At 66.3% G+C, this 16,712-nt stretch carries 16 protein-coding genes; 8 read left to right on the top strand and 8 right to left on the bottom strand.

The window, feature by feature from the left end; genetic code table 11:
- Positions 1-137: 137 nt before the first annotated feature.
- A complete protein-coding gene (locus GTV32_RS15615) occupies positions 138-626 on the bottom strand; it encodes a helix-turn-helix domain-containing protein (RefSeq protein WP_161061095.1) in 489 nt (162 codons plus the stop codon).
- Between the two features lie 96 nt (positions 627-722).
- On the opposite strand from GTV32_RS15615, the gene GTV32_RS15610 reads away from it, so the two are divergent.
- Both GTV32_RS15610 and GTV32_RS15605 read left to right on the top strand, forming a co-directional pair.
- On the top strand, positions 723-1,898 hold the full coding sequence (locus GTV32_RS15610) for an acetyl-CoA C-acyltransferase (protein WP_161061094.1): 1,176 nt from the start codon (positions 723-725) through the stop codon (positions 1,896-1,898).
- A 51-nt stretch (positions 1,899-1,949) separates the two neighbouring features.
- The gene (locus GTV32_RS15605; RefSeq protein ID WP_161061093.1) at positions 1,950-2,339 is read left to right on the top strand and encodes a nuclear transport factor 2 family protein; all 390 of its coding nucleotides are present in this window, start codon (positions 1,950-1,952) and stop codon (positions 2,337-2,339) included.
- Between the two features lie 55 nt (positions 2,340-2,394).
- Here the strand turns inward: GTV32_RS15605 and GTV32_RS15600 are convergent, their stop codons facing one another.
- The gene (locus tag GTV32_RS15600; RefSeq protein WP_161061092.1) at positions 2,395-3,075 is read right to left on the bottom strand and encodes an SDR family oxidoreductase; all 681 of its coding nucleotides are present in this window, start codon (positions 3,073-3,075) and stop codon (positions 2,395-2,397) included.
- A gap of 84 nt (positions 3,076-3,159) precedes the next feature.
- Here GTV32_RS15600 and GTV32_RS15595 point away from each other — a divergent pair, with 84 nt between their 5' ends.
- A complete protein-coding gene (locus tag GTV32_RS15595) occupies positions 3,160-4,500 on the top strand; it encodes a glycogen debranching protein (protein WP_161061091.1) in 1,341 nt (446 codons plus the stop codon).
- Between the two features lie 112 nt (positions 4,501-4,612).
- Here GTV32_RS15595 and GTV32_RS23535 read toward each other — a convergent pair whose 3' ends face one another.
- The 3 genes from GTV32_RS23535 to GTV32_RS15585 are packed head-to-tail and all read right to left on the bottom strand — an operon-like array spanning position 4,613 to position 6,382.
- Positions 4,613-5,131, bottom strand: coding sequence for a hypothetical protein (locus tag GTV32_RS23535; RefSeq protein ID WP_237421556.1), 519 nt, complete (start codon positions 5,129-5,131; stop codon positions 4,613-4,615).
- Entirely contained in the window at positions 5,077-5,895 is an 819-nt protein-coding gene (locus GTV32_RS23530) for an MFS transporter (protein WP_237421555.1), read from the bottom strand. Before GTV32_RS23530 ends, GTV32_RS23535 begins: the two co-directional genes overlap by 55 nt.
- A 16-nt stretch (positions 5,896-5,911) precedes the next feature.
- Positions 5,912-6,382, bottom strand: coding sequence for a MarR family transcriptional regulator (locus tag GTV32_RS15585; protein ID WP_161061090.1), 471 nt, complete (start codon positions 6,380-6,382; stop codon positions 5,912-5,914).
- A gap of 56 nt (positions 6,383-6,438) precedes the next feature.
- Here GTV32_RS15585 and GTV32_RS15580 point away from each other — a divergent pair, with 56 nt between their 5' ends.
- Entirely contained in the window at positions 6,439-6,663 is a 225-nt protein-coding gene (locus tag GTV32_RS15580; protein WP_161061089.1) for a PLDc N-terminal domain-containing protein, read from the top strand.
- 6 nt (positions 6,664-6,669) lie between these two features.
- On the opposite strand, the gene GTV32_RS15575 is transcribed toward GTV32_RS15580, so the two are convergent.
- The 3 genes from GTV32_RS15575 to GTV32_RS15565 form a co-directional block, all read right to left on the bottom strand.
- The gene (locus GTV32_RS15575; protein WP_161061088.1) at positions 6,670-8,757 is read right to left on the bottom strand and encodes a PhoX family phosphatase; all 2,088 of its coding nucleotides are present in this window, start codon (positions 8,755-8,757) and stop codon (positions 6,670-6,672) included.
- 113 nt (positions 8,758-8,870) lie between these two features.
- Positions 8,871-10,949, bottom strand: a complete 2,079-nt coding sequence (locus tag GTV32_RS15570; protein ID WP_161061087.1) for a TPM domain-containing protein — start codon at positions 10,947-10,949, stop codon at positions 8,871-8,873.
- Between the two features lie 59 nt (positions 10,950-11,008).
- Entirely contained in the window at positions 11,009-11,815 is an 807-nt protein-coding gene (locus GTV32_RS15565; protein WP_161061086.1) for an LLM class F420-dependent oxidoreductase, read from the bottom strand.
- A 225-nt stretch (positions 11,816-12,040) separates the two neighbouring features.
- Here GTV32_RS15565 and GTV32_RS15560 point away from each other — a divergent pair, with 225 nt between their 5' ends.
- The 4 genes from GTV32_RS15560 (at position 12,041) to GTV32_RS15545 (ending at position 16,707) form a co-directional block, all read left to right on the top strand.
- Positions 12,041-13,564 (top strand): aldehyde dehydrogenase family protein, encoded by a 1,524-nt coding sequence (locus tag GTV32_RS15560; protein ID WP_161061085.1) that lies wholly within the window; start codon positions 12,041-12,043, stop codon positions 13,562-13,564.
- A gap of 43 nt (positions 13,565-13,607) precedes the next feature.
- Positions 13,608-14,030, top strand: coding sequence for a DUF779 domain-containing protein (locus GTV32_RS15555; protein ID WP_161061084.1), 423 nt, complete (start codon positions 13,608-13,610; stop codon positions 14,028-14,030).
- A 401-nt stretch (positions 14,031-14,431) separates the two neighbouring features.
- Complete coding sequence (locus GTV32_RS15550) at positions 14,432-15,526, top strand: homogentisate 1,2-dioxygenase (protein ID WP_161061083.1); 1,095 nt, start codon at positions 14,432-14,434, stop codon at positions 15,524-15,526.
- Positions 15,523-16,707: an alpha/beta hydrolase gene (locus GTV32_RS15545; protein WP_161061082.1), complete on the top strand. Its 1,185-nt coding sequence runs from the start codon at positions 15,523-15,525 to the stop codon at positions 16,705-16,707. Before GTV32_RS15550 ends, GTV32_RS15545 begins: the two co-directional genes overlap by 4 nt.
- Positions 16,708-16,712: the final 5 nt, after the last annotated feature.

Raw genomic sequence — 16,712 nt, 5'->3', positions numbered from 1 at the left:
GTTCCTCATGGTGAAGTGGTCGACAGGCCGCCGGCGCAGACCAGTCGCTCGCGCTGCATAGATATCACCACGAACGGCCGGTTCCCGCACCATATTCACCGAAACCGGACACCGGGCGGCGTGCCGTCACCGCGTATTCAGTCGGTGTTCGACGAGCGCTCACCACGGGGCGCGAGACGCACGTCGATCCCTTCGGCGCGGGAACCGGAGATGGTTCGGACATCGACGGTGACCGCGTCACCGGACGCGGAGTCGTTCAGCCGCAGCGGAGCTCCGTCCGGCTGCAGGTATCGATCGCCCCACTGCAGCAGCCCCACGATCACCGGCAGCAGGTCGTTGCCCATCTGGGTCAGCCGGTACTCGCTGCGGGCTCGCTGTCCGGGTTCCCGATAGGGGACCTTCTCGAAGATGCCCGCCTCGGTGAGCTCCCGCAGACGTGCCGCCGCGACGGCATCGGTGATACCGACGCGTCGCGCGAACTGATCGAACCGCGTCGCACCATAGAAGGCCTCCCGAAGGATCAGGATCGCCGAGCGCGTGCCGACGATCTCGAGGGCCCTGGCGATCGAGCAGTTCGTGGCCTGCCAGGCATCCCGATCGGAGAGCGGTCCGGTCAACGTCATCATGTGAACCATCCTATATCTGACTTGACAGCACTATAGTCAGCGGCGTACCCCGTAACTATGGCCGACAAAAGTCAGCCCTGAGATGGAGGTACTCCCATGACCAACGCTGTCATCGTCGACGCAGTCCGGACGCCGATCGGCAAGGGCAAGAGCACCGGCGCCCTGCACGATGTCCACGCTGTCGACCTGCTGGCACACAGCCTGTCCGCGATCGTCGAGCGCACGGGCATCGATCCGGCGTCGATCGACGACGTGGTGACCGGCGTGGTGAGTCAGGTCGGAGAGCAAGGTTTCAACATCGCTCGGCGTGCCCTGCTGGCCGCGGGTTTCCCGGAATCCGTGCCGGGGGTGTCGGTCGACCGGCAGTGCGGGAGTGGTCAGCAGGCGATCGCATTTGCCGCTCAAGGGGTGATGTCGGGCGCCTACGACGTCGTCGTCGCGGCGGGCGTGGAGTCGATGTCTCGGGTTCCGATGGGTTCGGCGGTCGCGGGGACGGCAGATCTCAACGGCGCGGCCTTCGACAAGCGATACCCCGATGGGCTTGTCGGGCAGGGTATCTCGGCCGAGCTCATCGCGGCGCGCTGGAACATCTCACGAACCGCCATCGACGAGTTCGCGTTGCGTTCCCACGACCTCGCCGCGGTGGCCACCAAGAACGGTCTGTTCGAGAACGAGATCGTGCCGATCGCCGGCCTGGACGCGGACGAGGGTATCCGTACGGGTGGCACCGTCGCCGATCTCGCGAAGCTCCGGCCGGCCTACCTCGACGAGGCGATGGCGGAGAGATTCCCGGAGATCGACTGGAAGATCACGGCCGCGAGTGCCAGCCAGATCAGCGACGGATCGGCCGCGGTTCTGATCATGTCCGAGGAGAAGGCGCGCGCGCTCGGTCTGCGTCCGCGGGCACGTGTGCACTCGTTCTCGGTCGCCGGCGACGACCCGCTGTTGATGCTCACCGCGATCATCCCGGCGACCCGCAAGGTGCTGGCCCGCAGCGGCCTCGACCTCGCCGATATCGGATTGTTCGAGGTCAATGAGGCGTTCGCGCCTGTCGTGCTGGCCTGGGCAAGTGAACTCGCGGTCGACCTCGAGCGGGTCAACGTGCACGGCGGGGCCATCGCCTTGGGGCATCCGCTGGGCGCGAGCGGCGCCCGGCTCGCGACGACGGCGATCAATGCGCTCGAGCAGCGGGGCGAGCGGTATGCACTGCAGACGATGTGCGAGGCAGGCGGTCTCGCGAACGCGACGATCTATGAGCGTCTCGACGCCTGACAGTGCTACGGTCTCGAAGTAGAACTTGTTCTACTTCGAGGAAGGCTTGTGATGACGGTTGACCAGGGCACAGTGAGCGAGAAGATCAACACGGCGGTGGACGCCTACGTCGAGCTGCTCAATTCGGGGACCGCCGAGCAGATCGCCGATCTCTATGCGGCGGACGCATCGGTCGAGGATCCGATCGGGGCCGACCTGCGCACCACGCGTGAAGAGCTCATCGAGTTCTACTCGGTGATCACCGGCATGGACGAGCGCACCGCGACGCTGAAGTGGAAGCGGGTCGCCGGAGACACCGCGGTCTTCGAGTTCACCCTGGTCACCGGGACGTCCGGGATGAAGTTCGAGATCACCCCGATCGACATCATGGTCTTCAACGCCGAGGGCAAGGTGTCGTCGATGCGCGCGGTCTGGGAGCAGTCGGACCTCAAGCAGCTCTGAGGACGGCACTTCGCCGGTCCGTCAACCCCCTCACGGAGCGGGAGCGGCTTGGGTGTCAACCACGCCCCGTCGGCCGGAGCACGATCTCTTCGGGATGTGCGTCGGCCGGCGTGGCGATCGCCTGCACCACCGCGCCGGCCACCGACGAGGTCGTCAGGAATTTCGACGGGTCGTAGTCCTCGCCTTCGATAGCGACGATGTCGCGTTGCATGTCCGTATCGATGCGGCCGGGGAAGATCGACGTCACCCGCAGCGTCGGCTCTTCGGCGCGCAGCGCGTCGGCCAGCGCCCGTAGACCGAATTTGCTGGCCGCGTACGGGGCCCAACCCGGGTTGGCCCGCCTCCCCGCGCCGGAGTTGATGAACACCACGTGTCCCCGCGCCTCGCGCAGGGCCGGCAGCAGCAATCGGGTCAGTTCGGCGACGGCCACCAGATTCACCTCGAGAACCTGATGCCATTCTTCGACCGGGGTCTCGGCGATCGGTTCCAGGCTCGTGCCGACACCGGCGTTGTGGACGAGGACGTCGAGCGCACCGATCGCCTCCGTCGCGGCCTCCACCTCGTCGTAGTCGGTGAGTTCCACCGGGAAGGTGCTCGCCCCGTCCAGCTGCGTGGCGAGCGAGTCGAGTTCGTCCGATGGACGTCCCCCGAGCAGAAGGTCATGGGTGGGGGCGAGCCGGCGGGCGATCTCGGCGCCGAGTCCGCGGCTTGCCCCGGTGATCAGAGCGGTGGGCACGGTATCGAGGTTACGGGGTCTCCACGTGTCCACGCTGCTTCCCCTCGATGCGCGGCAACGCGGCGCGCAGTGCAGAATCGACCCGTGGCCCGGTATGGATTCACCCCGACTCAGCTGTCCGCACGTGCTGCGTACCTGCTCCGCGGCAACGACCTGGGCACCATGACGAGCGCCGCGCCCAAGCTGTACCCGCACATGTGGAGTTGGGATGCGGCGTTCGTGACCGTCGGTCTGGCCCCGTTGTCGGTGGAGCGTGCCGTGATCGAGATGGACACCCTGCTCTCCGCGCAATGGGAGAACGGGATGATCCCGCACATCGTGTTCGCGAACGGCAGAGACGGCTACTTCCCGGGGCCGGCGCGCTGGGAGTGCGCGCGACTCGCCGCGTGTGCACCGGACTACCCGGACACCTCGGGCATCACCCAGCCTCCGGTGCATGCAATTGCGGTGCAGCGCATCCTGGACCACTCGCGTCGGCACGGCCGGACCACGCGGTCGGTCGCAAACGAGTTCATCGATCGGCGCTGGAGTTCGTTGGTGCGGTGGCATCGGTGGCTCGCCCACGCACGGGATCCCAACGGCCGTGGTCGCATCACCCTGTTCCACGGCTGGGAGTCCGGGATGGACAACTCGCCGCGCTGGGACCGGCCGTACGCGAATGTGGTTCCCGGCGACGACCTTCCGCCCTATTCGCGCGCCGACCTCGATCATGTCGCGGATCTGTCGATGCGGCCCAACGATCTCGAGTACGACCGCTACATGTGGCTGGTCGAGCAGATGAAGAGGGCCAACTACGACGACGACATCCTCCCCAAGGTGATGAGCTTCGCGGTGGAGGACGTCTTTGTCAGCGCGATCTTTGCGGTGGCCTGTGACGTGCTCGCGACCATCGGCGAAGACTATTCGAAGCCGCGGTCCGACGTCCGCGACCTGCGTGCGTGGGCCGATCGTTTCCGCGCCGGAGTGGTCGCCGCCGCCAACGAACGAAACGGTGCAGCAAGGGATTTCGATCTGCGCGCCGATGCGTGGATCAACACCGAGACGATCGCGGTGTTTGCCCCGCTCATTTGTGGCGGGTTGTCGCGGGAGCGTGAGCGGGCGCTGTTACGGCTGTTCGACGGCCCGCGGTTCTGTGGTCATCCGGACCTGCGTTACGCGGTTCCCCCCTCGACGTCACCGATCTCGATGGACTTCCGACCGCGGGAGTACTGGCGCGGCCCGGTATGGCCGGTGATGACGTGGCTGTTCAGCTGGGCGTTCGCGCGTCGCGGATGGACCGAGCGATCAGCGCGTCTTCGGGAGGAAGGATTGCGCCAGGCCACCGACGGTGCCTTTGCGGAGTACTACGAACCCTTCACCGGTGAGCCGCTGGGCAGCATGCAACAGAGCTGGACGGCCGCCTCGGTGCTGGATTGGCTCGACTAGCCCGTTGCCGGACCAGCCGTTGCCGGGGTTCTTCCCCGGGTATCGACTCTTCCCCCGCATGTATTCGGGGAAGAACGCGTACCCGGGGAAGAACGCGTAGCCGGGAAGAACGTCAGTACTCCTCGGCGCCGACGAGCGCGGCGTCTTGCGCCACGTGGTGAGAGTCGGCTCTGGCCGATCGGACGAGGGAGACCGCACCCACTGCGATGGCGCAGTAGGCGACCGCGAACCAGAACGGGGCCGACGGCGCGAACCACTCGGCGAGGTAGGCGACCATCACCGCCGATGCCGCACCACCCATCCAGCGCAGGAAGCTGTACCCGGCGCTCGCGACCGAACGCGGCTTGTTCGGATCGGCCGACGACATCGCGACACCGGTGAACAGGGTGTTGAGAATGCCCGACGGCAGACCTGACAGCACGATGGCAAGTCCGGTCAACCACACCTGCCCGGCGATCACCCCGACGCCCGCGAGTGCCATCGTGACGCCGTAGCCGCCGACTGCGACGACGACGCCGCCCTTCTGGCCGAGTGCATCTGCGATCCGTGGCGCCACGAAGACGCCCGAGACCGCGGTCAGCAGGCCCCAGCCGAAGAAGACCATGCCGGCCGGGATCGGGGAGAGACCCATGGCCAGCGGTGCGTACGCGATGACGGTGAACAGCGCACCGGTGTAGAACGCCGAGCCGATCGAGGTGAGCAACAGCGTTCGGTTGCGCAGGGCCTTGATCGGGTCGACGACGCTGACGGCGACGCGGTCACCGCGGGGTCCGTCCTTGGGCAGCATGAGCGCGCACAGCACCGCCCGATGAGCATGAGCAGGGCGGTGCCACCGAACGGTCCGCGCCACGTCCACGCACCCAGCAGTGCGCCGACCAGCGGCCCGACCGCCAGGCCGACGCCGAGTGCGGCCTCGTACAGCAGGATGGCGCCGTGCTGACCGCCGCGGGCGGCGCCGACGATGAAGGCGAGCGCGGTCGCCATGAACAGCGCGTTGCCCAGACCCCACAGCACGCGCAGCGCGATGAGCTGGTCGATGTTGCCTGCGAAGGTCGAGACGCCCGCGGCGACCACGATCAGCGTCAATCCGACGGTCAGGGTTCGCTTGGGCCCGAACCGATAGGCAGCCCAACCGGTGATCAGCATCGCCACCACCTGCACGCCGAGGTAGACGGCGAACAACAGGGTCAGTTTGGAGGGCGGGGCGTTGAGCTCCTCGCGAATCGTGTTGAGGATGGGGTCCACCAGGCCGATGCCCATGAAGGCGATGACGGCGGCAAAAGCGGTGACCCACACCGCGCGGGGCTGTTGCCGAAAGGTCTCCAGCAGGGACGGGTGGTGATGTTGTTCGTCGGTCTGCACTGTGGGCACGGACCGGTCCTCGGTGACTGTCATGCTTTCCTCGGATTCGTCATTCGTCCGATGCGATCTCGCTGTGCGCGGGGACCGCGTCGAGTTGTTCGCGGAGTGCCTGCAGGGCGGGGGCCGCGGCGGCGAGGGCCGCGCGCTCGGCGTCGTCGAGTTCGGACAACGCCGCGGTCAGGATGCTGTCCCGTCGGCCCCGGACCCCTTCGAGAACGGACCGCCCGTGGTCGGTCAGTCCGACGAGCACGGCTCGACGGTCGGCCGGGTCGGGGCGCCGCTCGGCGAGACCGTTCCTGGTGAGGCCGTCGATCAGCGCGGTCGCCGTCGGCATACGAATGGACTCGCGGTCGGCGAGTTCACCCATCCGCATGGGACCGTTGTCGAGGAGGACCGCCAGCGCGGACGCCTGGGCGGCGGAGTACTCGGCGATCGGGGTGCGTCGGCGTAATGCCAAGTAGAGCCTGGTGAGTATCGGGCGCAGGGCGACGGCCAGATCGGAGACCTCTGAATCAGACACATTCGCAACCCTAATACTTAGGCTTGCGAAATAAAAGGCTGTCTACTGTGAACTGTATGACAGGCTCTTCGAAAAGGTTCTCGGATCTCCCGACCAGGTCGCGCGCTCTGATCATCGTCGGCGCGGTGGCCCAGTTCATTCTCCAGGGTGCCGCGTTGCGCGATCTCAAGCGGCGACCGGCGGGCCAGGTCAACGGACCCAAGCCGCTGTGGGTGGGCTTGAGCTTCGTCAACTACTTCGGTCCGATCGCCTACTTCGTCGTCGGGCGCAAGGGCTCCTAGCGGTCCTCAGACGCCGATCGGCGAACCGCCGTCGCGCCAGATGGCGACCACCGCTGGTCGGGGCTGGCTCGTGCCGCCGTCCGGCCAATGCGAAGCCGGATTGTCGGCGGAGTGGTCGTCGAGTTCGCCCGGATGCTGCACGCACACCAGCACTCGGTCGCGGTCGATGATCGGCCCGCACGTCTCGGCGCCCATCGGTACCGTCAGGAACTGCTTGGTCTCACCGCGGCGATCGCCGTCGAGGGCGACGGCGAACAGCCCGTCGTTGGTGTCGAGTGCGTTGCCGTCGGTGGAGATCCACAGGTTCCCGTGCGGATCGAACGCGACGTTGTCAGGGCAGGAGATCGGACTGACCTTGGTCTTGTCGAAGCCGCCGAAGTATGTGTCGGCCTCCGCGGGGTCACCGCAGACGAGCAGCAGATCCCAGGTGAAGTCGGTGCCGGCGTGGTTGTCGGTGATCTCGATGACCTGGCCGTTCTTGTTCTCGTTGCGCGGATTGGCGCTGTCGGCGCCGGCCTTGCCCTCGGTGCCGCGCTTGCTGTTGTTGGTCAATGCGCAATAGACCTTGCCGGTACGCGGGTGCGGTTCGATGTCCTCGGGGCGATCCATCTTGGTGGCGCCTGCCTTGTCGGCCGCGACGCGGGTGAACACCGCGACCTCCGCGGGGTTCATGCCATCGACGTGGGAACGCGAAGTACCGTCGGCGCCGACGGTGAGCAGTGGATGCCATACCCCGCGTCCGGCGAATGATCCACTGGGCGGGAGCTTTCCGCTGCCGTCGATCGCGTCCGGTTCGTTTCCGGTGAACGACGCCACGTACAGCGTTCCCTCGTCGAGAATGCCCAGGTTGTGTGTGCGTGCCGTCTGCGACAGGCCGGTCTTGATCCGGCGGGACGACACGAACTTGTAGATGTACTCGAACCGTTCGTCGTCTCCGCTGTAGGCCACCACGGTACCGGCATCGGGGCCCGACGACACCACATGAATCGTCGCGGACTCGTGTTTGAGCCGTCCGAGTGCGCTGTGCTTGACCGGCATCGAAGCCGGATCATGCGGATCGACCTCCACGACATACCCGAACCGGTTGGCCTCGTTGGGTTCCCGGGCGAGATCGAAACGCTTGTCGAATCGGGCCCACTGGTGGTAATCGGCGTCGTCTTCGAAGCTGTACCGATCGAGCCGGTCCTTGGCGGCCGCATCGGTGACACTGCTCGCGTTGGCGAAGTAGTTGTTGTAGTTCTCCTCGCCGGAGAGCATGGTGCCCCAGGGGGTGAGCCCGCCAGAGCAGTTGGCGATGGTGCCCAGCACGGTGGTGCCCGCCGGATCGGCGGAGGTCGTCACGAACTCGCTGCCCGCGGCGGGGCCGGTCAGTCGGATCGGCGTGGATGCGGTGATGCGGCGGTTCCGTTGTCCCACAATGGGCGTCAAAGCGCCGGTGCCGGGCGTCGCCGCGACCTCGACGACCGTGATCCCGTGCGCCGCCATCGAGATCAGCGCCTGCTGCTCGGTGGGCTCCTTCGGCTTGTAGCCGGTGAACATGAACTCTTCGGTCGTGTACTCCTGGTTGCACACGAGGTAGTGGTGGTTGGCCACTCCGTCGACGGGGATCAGCCCGGCGAAGTCGTTGTTGTAGCCGAACTGCTTCGCCTGCGCCTCGGGCGTCTGATTCGCGAAATCGAACGCAGGCGCGCCCGGGATCACCGGATCACCCCAGCGGATCACCGTCCGCTGGGTGTAGCCATCCGGAATCACCAGGGCATCTTCGGTATTGGGCACGACCGGATCGAAGTTCATCCCGGGCGGGGGAGTGCCGTCGGGGACGGCCGAACTGTCGGTGCCACCGGCATCGTCCGAGCCGCACGCCGCGAGCAGCGACGTCGCGCCGAGTGCGATGGCCGCACCGGCCGATGAGCGGAGCACAGCCCGGCGGGAGGCGCCGGCGCGCAACAGATCCCGGAAGTAGGGGTTGTCGCTGGTGTTGCCGGGCTGATGCCAGCAGGCTTCGCCGCATTTGTACCGGCAGGTCACGTGGGCACGTGCCGACCGGCCGACATCCTCTCCGGACGACGCGAACAGCTGCAACGGAATACGCACGTGGACCCTCCCCGGGACGCTCTCTGTGGGCTGAATCGAGAACTGCCCGAACGTTAGGGAGGGAAAGGAAACCCGTGTGGATCAGCGCGTGAACACCGGACGACCAGGGCGTGTCAGAAGCGCCCGCCGACGCCGATCCGACCTGAGGTACCCGACCCGCCGAAGGAGCCCGGGCTGCGGCCGCCACTCCCGTAGCCACCGCCCCCGAATCCGCCGCCCCAACCACGGCCCCCGCCCATCCCGCCGCGGAGGAAGCTGTCGACGAGGATGCCGCCGAGTACGGCCCCGGTGACCGAACCGCCGGTCTGATGTGGTTGCTGATTCTGGTGCCACTGGGCGACGTCGCCCTGGGCGGCCATCAGCGCCTGGTCGGCGAGTGAACCGGCCCGTCGCGCCGCGTCGGACGCCTTGGCCGGATCCGTGGCCGAGGCCTCGTCTGCTTCCTGCAGGAGCCGCTGTGCCTCGGACAACCGGGTGCGGGCGATCGACTGGATCGCGCCGCGTCGGGTCGAGATGAAGTCGCTCGCAGCGGAGACCTTCGCGTGGGCCGAAGTCATCGCGGCGGTGAGCAGTTCGGAGCGGCGCCGGCGCTCTGCGGAAGCCGATCGTGCGGAATCGAGGGCCCGGTCGAGTTCGGCGTCGGCGTCGATGAGCGCGGTGAAGGTGCCCAGTGGGTCGTCGGCGAAGCCGGAGCGGGCGGCCGAGAGCGCCTCTGTCGCCGACGACACCGCGGTCGCCAGGGCGGGGCCACCATCGGCGGTGAGTGCCGCGGCCTCGGTCAGTTCGCCCTCCACCTCGTCGATCAATGCGGGCATCCGGGAGTGAGCGGCCGCGATGTTGCGGTCGGCGTTGTCGATCGCGTCGAGCAACCTGTTCGCCTGCTCGAGTGCGCCCTCGGCCGAACGGATCGCGGCGACCGCCGGTCCCTGCTCGCCCGCCGGGGCCTCGGCTGCTTCTCGGCCCTGGTCGGCACTGTGCTCGGCGAAGTCCAGCTCCTCGTGGGCGAGGGTGATGTTGTTGGTGATCGAGGCCAGCACCGTCTCCCCGTGCTCGGCGATCAGCGTGTCGAGCTGATTCTGGGACTGCTCGATCCGTGCCCGCACGGCAACGATCTTCTGGGTCAACTCGGCCAATCGGGAGTCGGCGTTGATGAGCAGGTTGCGCATCGCGTCGAAGCTCTCCACCTGCGCGTCGAGAGCGGCGTCGACATCGGTGCACGTGGTGATGATCTGGACGAGCATGGACCGCTGTTCGTCGGGGGTCTCCGAAATCGCATCGTCGAGGCGCTGGCGCAGCACGAACGATTCGGCGAGTCCCTTCTTGGCCTTCGTCAACGCGTCGGAGAAGGGCGTCGTCTCCGTGTCACCGAACTCACTCACCGCGAGCTGCAACTCCTCCTCACTGGTCCGGATCGCGTTGTCCGTGTCGGTGAGGACCTCGCGCGACCAGGGATCGAGCACCTCGAGCGGTTGGGCGATGAGTTGATCTCCGGTGAGTTCCTGTTCGCGCATGGCCTCGAGGCCGGCGTCGATCTGCCTGCGCTTGCGCCGCCGGGTGTAGAAGAGGGCGCCGGCGCCACCGACCACGACGACACCACCGACGGCCGCGGCGGTGATCGCGCCCGTGTGCGACGGCGTCATGGCGTCGGAGATCCCGGTGACGGCGGCTTGTCCGGCTCCCGCCCAGTCGCTGTTCTTCAGGGCCGGCACGATGTCGCCGCGGGCGATGTCGTCGAGTGCGTCCTGATCGAGGCCGTCGATCGACTCGGGTGAGTCGAAGTAGTACGCGCGGTCGTCGGCGGCCACCGCCAGGAGCACGTCTCGGTCGCCGAGGTTGCTCTCGGCCACGGTCTGCTCCGCCCATTGTTGGGCGGTGAGCCCGCCGAAGTCCCGTACGTAGACCACCCAGAGCTGTACCTCGTGATCGGTGTAGAGCTGATCGATCGAATTCTGCAGGCGATCGCGCTGCGCGGTGGTCAGCACATTGGCCGAGTCGACGACCTGTGTGGGCAGCCGTGACGGCGGTTCGGCGTGCGCCGACCCGCCGAGGCCGGCGACGAGCGCCGGGCCGACCAGCGCTGTTGCGGCGGCCAGGACGACGAGGCCGAGACGGATGACAGCCGTGGCAGCGCGGGCGCCGGCGAGTCGGGACTTCCATCGGGGTGACGAGAGCAACCGTGCGGTGGAAAGCATGGGCTCCAATCTATCCGGACGGCCCGACGCGCCGGCGCGGCCCGGTCATCGGGTGTCGGTCAGCTGTTCTGCGAATCCCGCCACTTGCAGACCGCTTCGAGGACGCTGAGATCGTAGTCGGGTCCCGACGACCCGACGGTGATCAACGAGATCCCGGCGGCCACGAGTTGCTCGGCCTCGCGGATGGCGTCGTCGGGGGTCTTCCCCTGCACACCGGCGGAGTGTTCGATGGCGTTCGGATCCCGCCCGGCCTTCTCACAGTGGTCGGCGAGGATCCCGGACTTGCGTTCGTAGCTCGGCACATCGACGAAGTAGTGCCAGATGTTCGCGTACTCGGCGACGTGACGCAGCGTCTTCTTCTCGCCACCGCCCCCGATCAGGACCGGTATGTCGCGAGTCGGCGCCGGATTGAGCTTGCCGAGCCGGGCACTGATCCGAGGCAACGACGCGCCGAGATCGTCGAGCCGGCTGCCCGCGGTACCGAAGTCGTAGCCGTACTCGTCATAGTCCTTCTCGAACCAACCCGACCCGATGCCGAGGATGAGCCTGCCGTCGGACATGTGGTCGACCGTGCGTGCCATGTCGGCCAGCAACTCGGGGTTCCGGTACGAATTGCAGGTGACGAGTGCGCCGATCTCCACGCGACTCGTCTGTTCGGCCCAGGCTCCCAGCATCGTCCAGCACTCGAAGTGTTCACCGTCGGGATCGCCGTAGAGCGGATAGAAGTGGTCCCAGTTGAAGGCGATGTCGACGCCCATGTCCTCGGCGCGCCGGACGGCGTCGCGGATCATCGAATACCGAGGAGCATGCTGCGGCTGGAGTTGGACGCCGATACGGACAGGGAAATCTCGTGCGGTGAAGGTCATGTTCTCCAGTCTGCCCAAGCTTGCGGCCTAAGTCATCGAACGATGTCCGCATCCCGAAAAAGCCCTGGTGACCAGTGCATACGGATCGTTGCAACGTTGTGTACCCGGCTGCAACGTAGGTGCAACCGGCTCCCTCGTAGTGTGTGTAGCAGATCACATGTGGTTCATCACGTGGCGCATGCGACAACCCAGACACCTCGATCGGACAACACTGAGGAGCACCAGATGACCGTCTACGCGAAGCCGGGCACCGATGGATCGGTGATGAGCTACGAGTCCCGTTACGACAACTGGATCGGTGGTCAGTGGACCCCGCCGGTGAAGGGCCAGTATTTCGAGAATCCGTCACCGGTGGACGGCAAGACGTTCTGCGAGGTCGCCCGGTCGACCGCCGAGGACATCGACCTCGCGCTGGATGCTGCGCACAAGGCCGCGCCCCAGTGGGGCAAGACGTCGGTCGCCGAGCGATCCCTGGTGCTCCTGCGCATCGCCGACCGCATCGAGGAGAACCTCGAGAAGATCGCCGTCGCGGAATCGTGGGACAACGGCAAGGCCGTTCGCGAGTGCCTCGCCGCCGACATCCCGCTCGCGGTGGATCATTTCCGCTACTTTGCCGGCGCACTGCGCGCGCAGGAGGGCTCCATCTCCGAGGTCGACGAGGACACCGTCGCCTATCACTTCCACGAGCCGCTCGGCGTGGTCGGTCAGATCATCCCGTGGAACTTCCCGATCCTGATGGCGGTGTGGAAGCTCGCTCCCGCCCTCGCCGCGGGCAACGCCGTCGTGCTGAAGCCTGCGGAGCAGACACCCGCGTCGATCCTGTACGTGATGAGCCTGATCTCGGATCTGCTCCCGGCGGGTGTGGTGAACGTGGTCAACGGCTTCGGCGTGGAGGCAGGCAAGCCGCTCGCCTCGAGCAACCGCATCCGCAAGATCGCGTTCACCGGTGAGACCACCACCGGGCGTCTGATCGCGCAGTACGCATCCGAGAACCTGATCCCGGTGACGCTGGAACTCGGTGGCAAGAGCCCGAACATCTTCTTCGACGATGTGATGAGCTCCGACGACGGTTTCCTCGACCGGGCGCTCGAAGGATTCACGATGTTCGCGCTCAACCAGGGCGAGGTCTGCACCTGCCCGAGCCGTGCACTGATCCAGGAAAACATCTACGACGACTTCCTGGGCAAGGCAATCGACCGGGTGAAGCAGATCAAGCAGGGCAACCCGCTCGACACCGACACCATGATGGGCGCGCAGGCCTCCAACGACCAGTTCGAGAAGATCAACTCCTATCTGGCCATCGGCAAGGAAGAAGGTGCGGAGGTCCTGGTCGGTGGCGAGATCGCCGATCTCGGTGGCGACCTGTCGGGTGGCTACTACATCAAGCCGACCGTCTTCGGTGGCAAGAATCAGATGCGCATCTTCCAGGAGGAGATCTTCGGTCCGGTCCTGGCGGTGACCAGCTTCAAGGACTACTCCGAGGCCATCGGCATCGCCAACGACACCCTGTACGGACTCGGTGCAGGCGTGTGGACCCGTGACGGTGCGACCGCGTATCGGGCGGGCCGGGAGATCCAGGCCGGCCGGGTGTGGACCAACACCTATCACGACTACCCGGCGCACGCGGCCTTCGGCGGTTACAAGCAGTCGGGCATCGGCCGGGAGAACCACCTGATGATGCTCGAGCACTATCAGCAGACGAAGAACCTGCTGGTTGGTTACGCTCAGAACGCCAAGGGCTTCTTCTGATCGGTGCGGGCCGGACGACAACGAGAAAGCAGAGGTGATACCCGTGTCGGACCAACAGGTTCCTGATCGGGTGGTCGCCACAGATGCCGCCGTGCAGCTTCTGACGAAACTGTCAGAGCTGCACGGCGGACTCATGATCCACCAGTCCGGTGGATGCTGTGACGGCTCGGCCCCGATGTGTTACCCCGTCGGGGAGTTCCGCGTCGGGCAGCGCGACGTCCTCGTCGGCGAGATCGCCCTCCCGGAACCGATTCCCGATGTGCGGGTGTGGATCAACGGCGACCAGTTCGAGTTGTGGAAACACACCCAGCTGATCCTCGACGTGGTGAAGGGCCGCGGCGCCGGGTTCAGTCTCGAGGCTCCTGAAGGCGTTCGGTTTCTTTCCCGCGCAAGGGCTTTCAGAGAAGAAGAAAATCAGACACTCGCAGCGCATCCGCCGCTGACGGGTGCTGCGCTGGGTGTTTGAGGCGGCGAACAACACCTGCTCCCACGTGCCGTCGCCATCGGTCGTTCGCGTACGGCCGATGGCGACGAATCACGCCCGCTGACCGCCCAGAAGACCGATCTCGGCCAGGCTGAGCCCACGAGTGCGCGCCGAGTCGACCACGTGACCGGCTCTCGGTTGTCGTGCGTACCGACGGCGGGGTGAGTGGATCACGGGACGTGCCCGCCGGAACGTCATACCCGCAGGGTGATTGCAGGGCGTCGAGGCTCGGTTTTGATCGAAGAGACCGATCGACGACCACTTCCGGGAGGAATCGCAGTGTTGAACCGGGCACCGGCCCGACCAGATGAGACACGAGCGGCCGTCCCCCTTCGCCAATCCATGAAGCGCGCCACCGGCTGCGCACCAGCAAGGAGCCATCAATGGAGTCTTTTGTCCAGTTCCGCAAGGGCACGACGCCCGTGCACGTCCACCGTGACCTCGACGGTCTCAAGGACGAGGAGCTAGGTCGTCAGGGATTTGTCGGTCGGCAAGCGCAGCTCTATCACGACAACGATCCGACGCAGTATCGCGCGGAGGGCCCGATCTCGATGACGGATGTGCTCGTGGACGACCTCGAGCCGACCGACCTCACCGATGCCGATGGCGCGCCGTTGGTGTTGTTCTCCAACGAGGACGTCCGCTTTCTGCTCTCTCGCCGCAGTCAGCCGATGCCGTTCTTCGCCCGCAACATCGGCGGCGACGAACTGTGGTTCGTCCATCGGGGCACCGGGGAATTCCAGACCGAGTTCGGGACCATCCCCTACGAGCCCGGCGACTGGGTGCTGCTGCCGAAGGCCGTCACCTACCGACATCTGCCGGCGGCAGGCGAGGAGCAGGCATTCCTCATCATCGAGGCGGTCGAAGAATTCCGCACCCCTCCGCCCGGCGTCCTCGGACGCCACCATCCGTTCGACTCGTCGGTCGTCTTCGTCCCGGAACCGGAGGTGCATTCCGACGGTGGCCCCGAATGGCGCGTCCGGCTCACGCGCCGCGACGAATGCGGTTGGCTTGTCTACCAACATCATCCGTTCGACGTTCGGGGCTGGAAGGGTGACTATTTCCCCTTCAAGTACAACATCCGGGACTACAACCCGATCGGATCCGAATCGGTGCATCTCCCGCCGACCGCCCAGATGTTCCTGAAGGCAGAAGGCGTGGTGGTGCTCAACTTCCTGCCGCGGCCGGCCGAGGCACGCAACGGTGTCGAGCGGCTGCCGTGGTTCCACCGCAACGCCGACTACGACGAGGTCGCACTGTTCCATTCCGGTGATCTGTTCGGCGTCCAGATGCCACCGGGGCTGTTGTCCCATGCCCCACAGGGCATCCACCACGGCCCACCGGAACGGGCACGCGCCCGGGCACGCCGCAAGTTCGCCGAGTACGACCGCGTGAACTGGTCGGTCATGTCGATCGATTGCCGCAAGCCACTGACCGTCAACCCCGAAGTGCGAAAGATCAGCGAGGCACAACGATGAACACATCCACCCCCGCGGCGAAGACCTACGAGCGTTCGCCGTTCCTCGTCGTCTTCCCGGATTCCTCGACGGCCCGCGACACCTACGGCGGTACCGGGGAGAACGTCGCACTCGAAGGGCACCTGCTGCGGCCGGAGGCCGACTCCGACACCGTGATCGTCTTCATGCACCCCATCGGGGGAGGCGCTTACCTGCCGATGACGAATGCCCTGGCCCGCGCCGGACACCACGTCATCTACTGCAATTCCCGCTACCGGGGCGCCGACTACGCGCTCATCATGGAGAAGGTGGTCGAGGACCTCGGAGCGTGTATCCGCTACGCCAAGGAAACCCTCGGCTACCAGAAGGTGGTTCTGGCCGGCTGGTCCGGGGGCGGGTCGCTGTCGGTCTTCTATCAGTCGCAGGCCGAGCACCCGACGGTCACCTCCACCCCGGCGGGGGAGGGGCCGGATCTGACCGCACTCGACCTGATCCCTGCCGACGGCCTGATGCTGCTCGCCGCCCATGTGTCGCGCCACGTGACGATGACCGAGTGGATGGACGCATCCATCCTCGATGAGGCGAACCCTGCCGACCGCGACCCGTCACTGGACATCTACGACCCGGCCAATCCCGAGCAGCCTCCCTACAGCGAGGACTTCGTGCGCCGCTACCGGGAGGCGCAGATCGCCCGCAACCGCCGGATCACCGCATGGGTGAAAGACAAACTCGCCCAGGTGAAAGCAGGCCCGCGGCCGGACGACGAATTCGCTTTCGTGGTGCACGGCACCATGGCGGACCCACGCTGGCTGGACCCGAGCCTGGATCCCAACGACAGGGAGCCGGGAACCTGCTATATGGGCGATCCGCAGACCGTCAACATGAGTCCCGTCGGCCTCGCGCGGTACTGCAGCCTGCGTGGATGGTTGTCGCAGTGGAGCTACGACGATGCCAACGCAGACGGCGTGCGGTCGGCGGCCGGCGTACATGTCCCGGTCCTGGTGATCGGCAACACCGCCGACGACGCGTGCACGCCGAGCCACACCCGTCGGCTCTACGAAGGTTTCACGAACACCGAAGCGCAACTGTGCGAGATCAAGGGCGCGACCCATTACTACGCCGGGAAGGATCAGCGTGAGCAGTTGGCCCAAGCGGTCACCCGGATCTCGGAATGGATGACCGACAACGGTTGGGTGAGCTGAGTGCC

This window comes from Gordonia sp. SID5947 (genome assembly GCF_009862785.1).
Lineage (GTDB): Bacteria > Actinomycetota > Actinomycetes > Mycobacteriales > Mycobacteriaceae > Gordonia.
The sequence above is the reverse complement of the archived record's forward strand: the minus strand, read 5'-3'. Positions and strand labels throughout refer to the sequence as shown.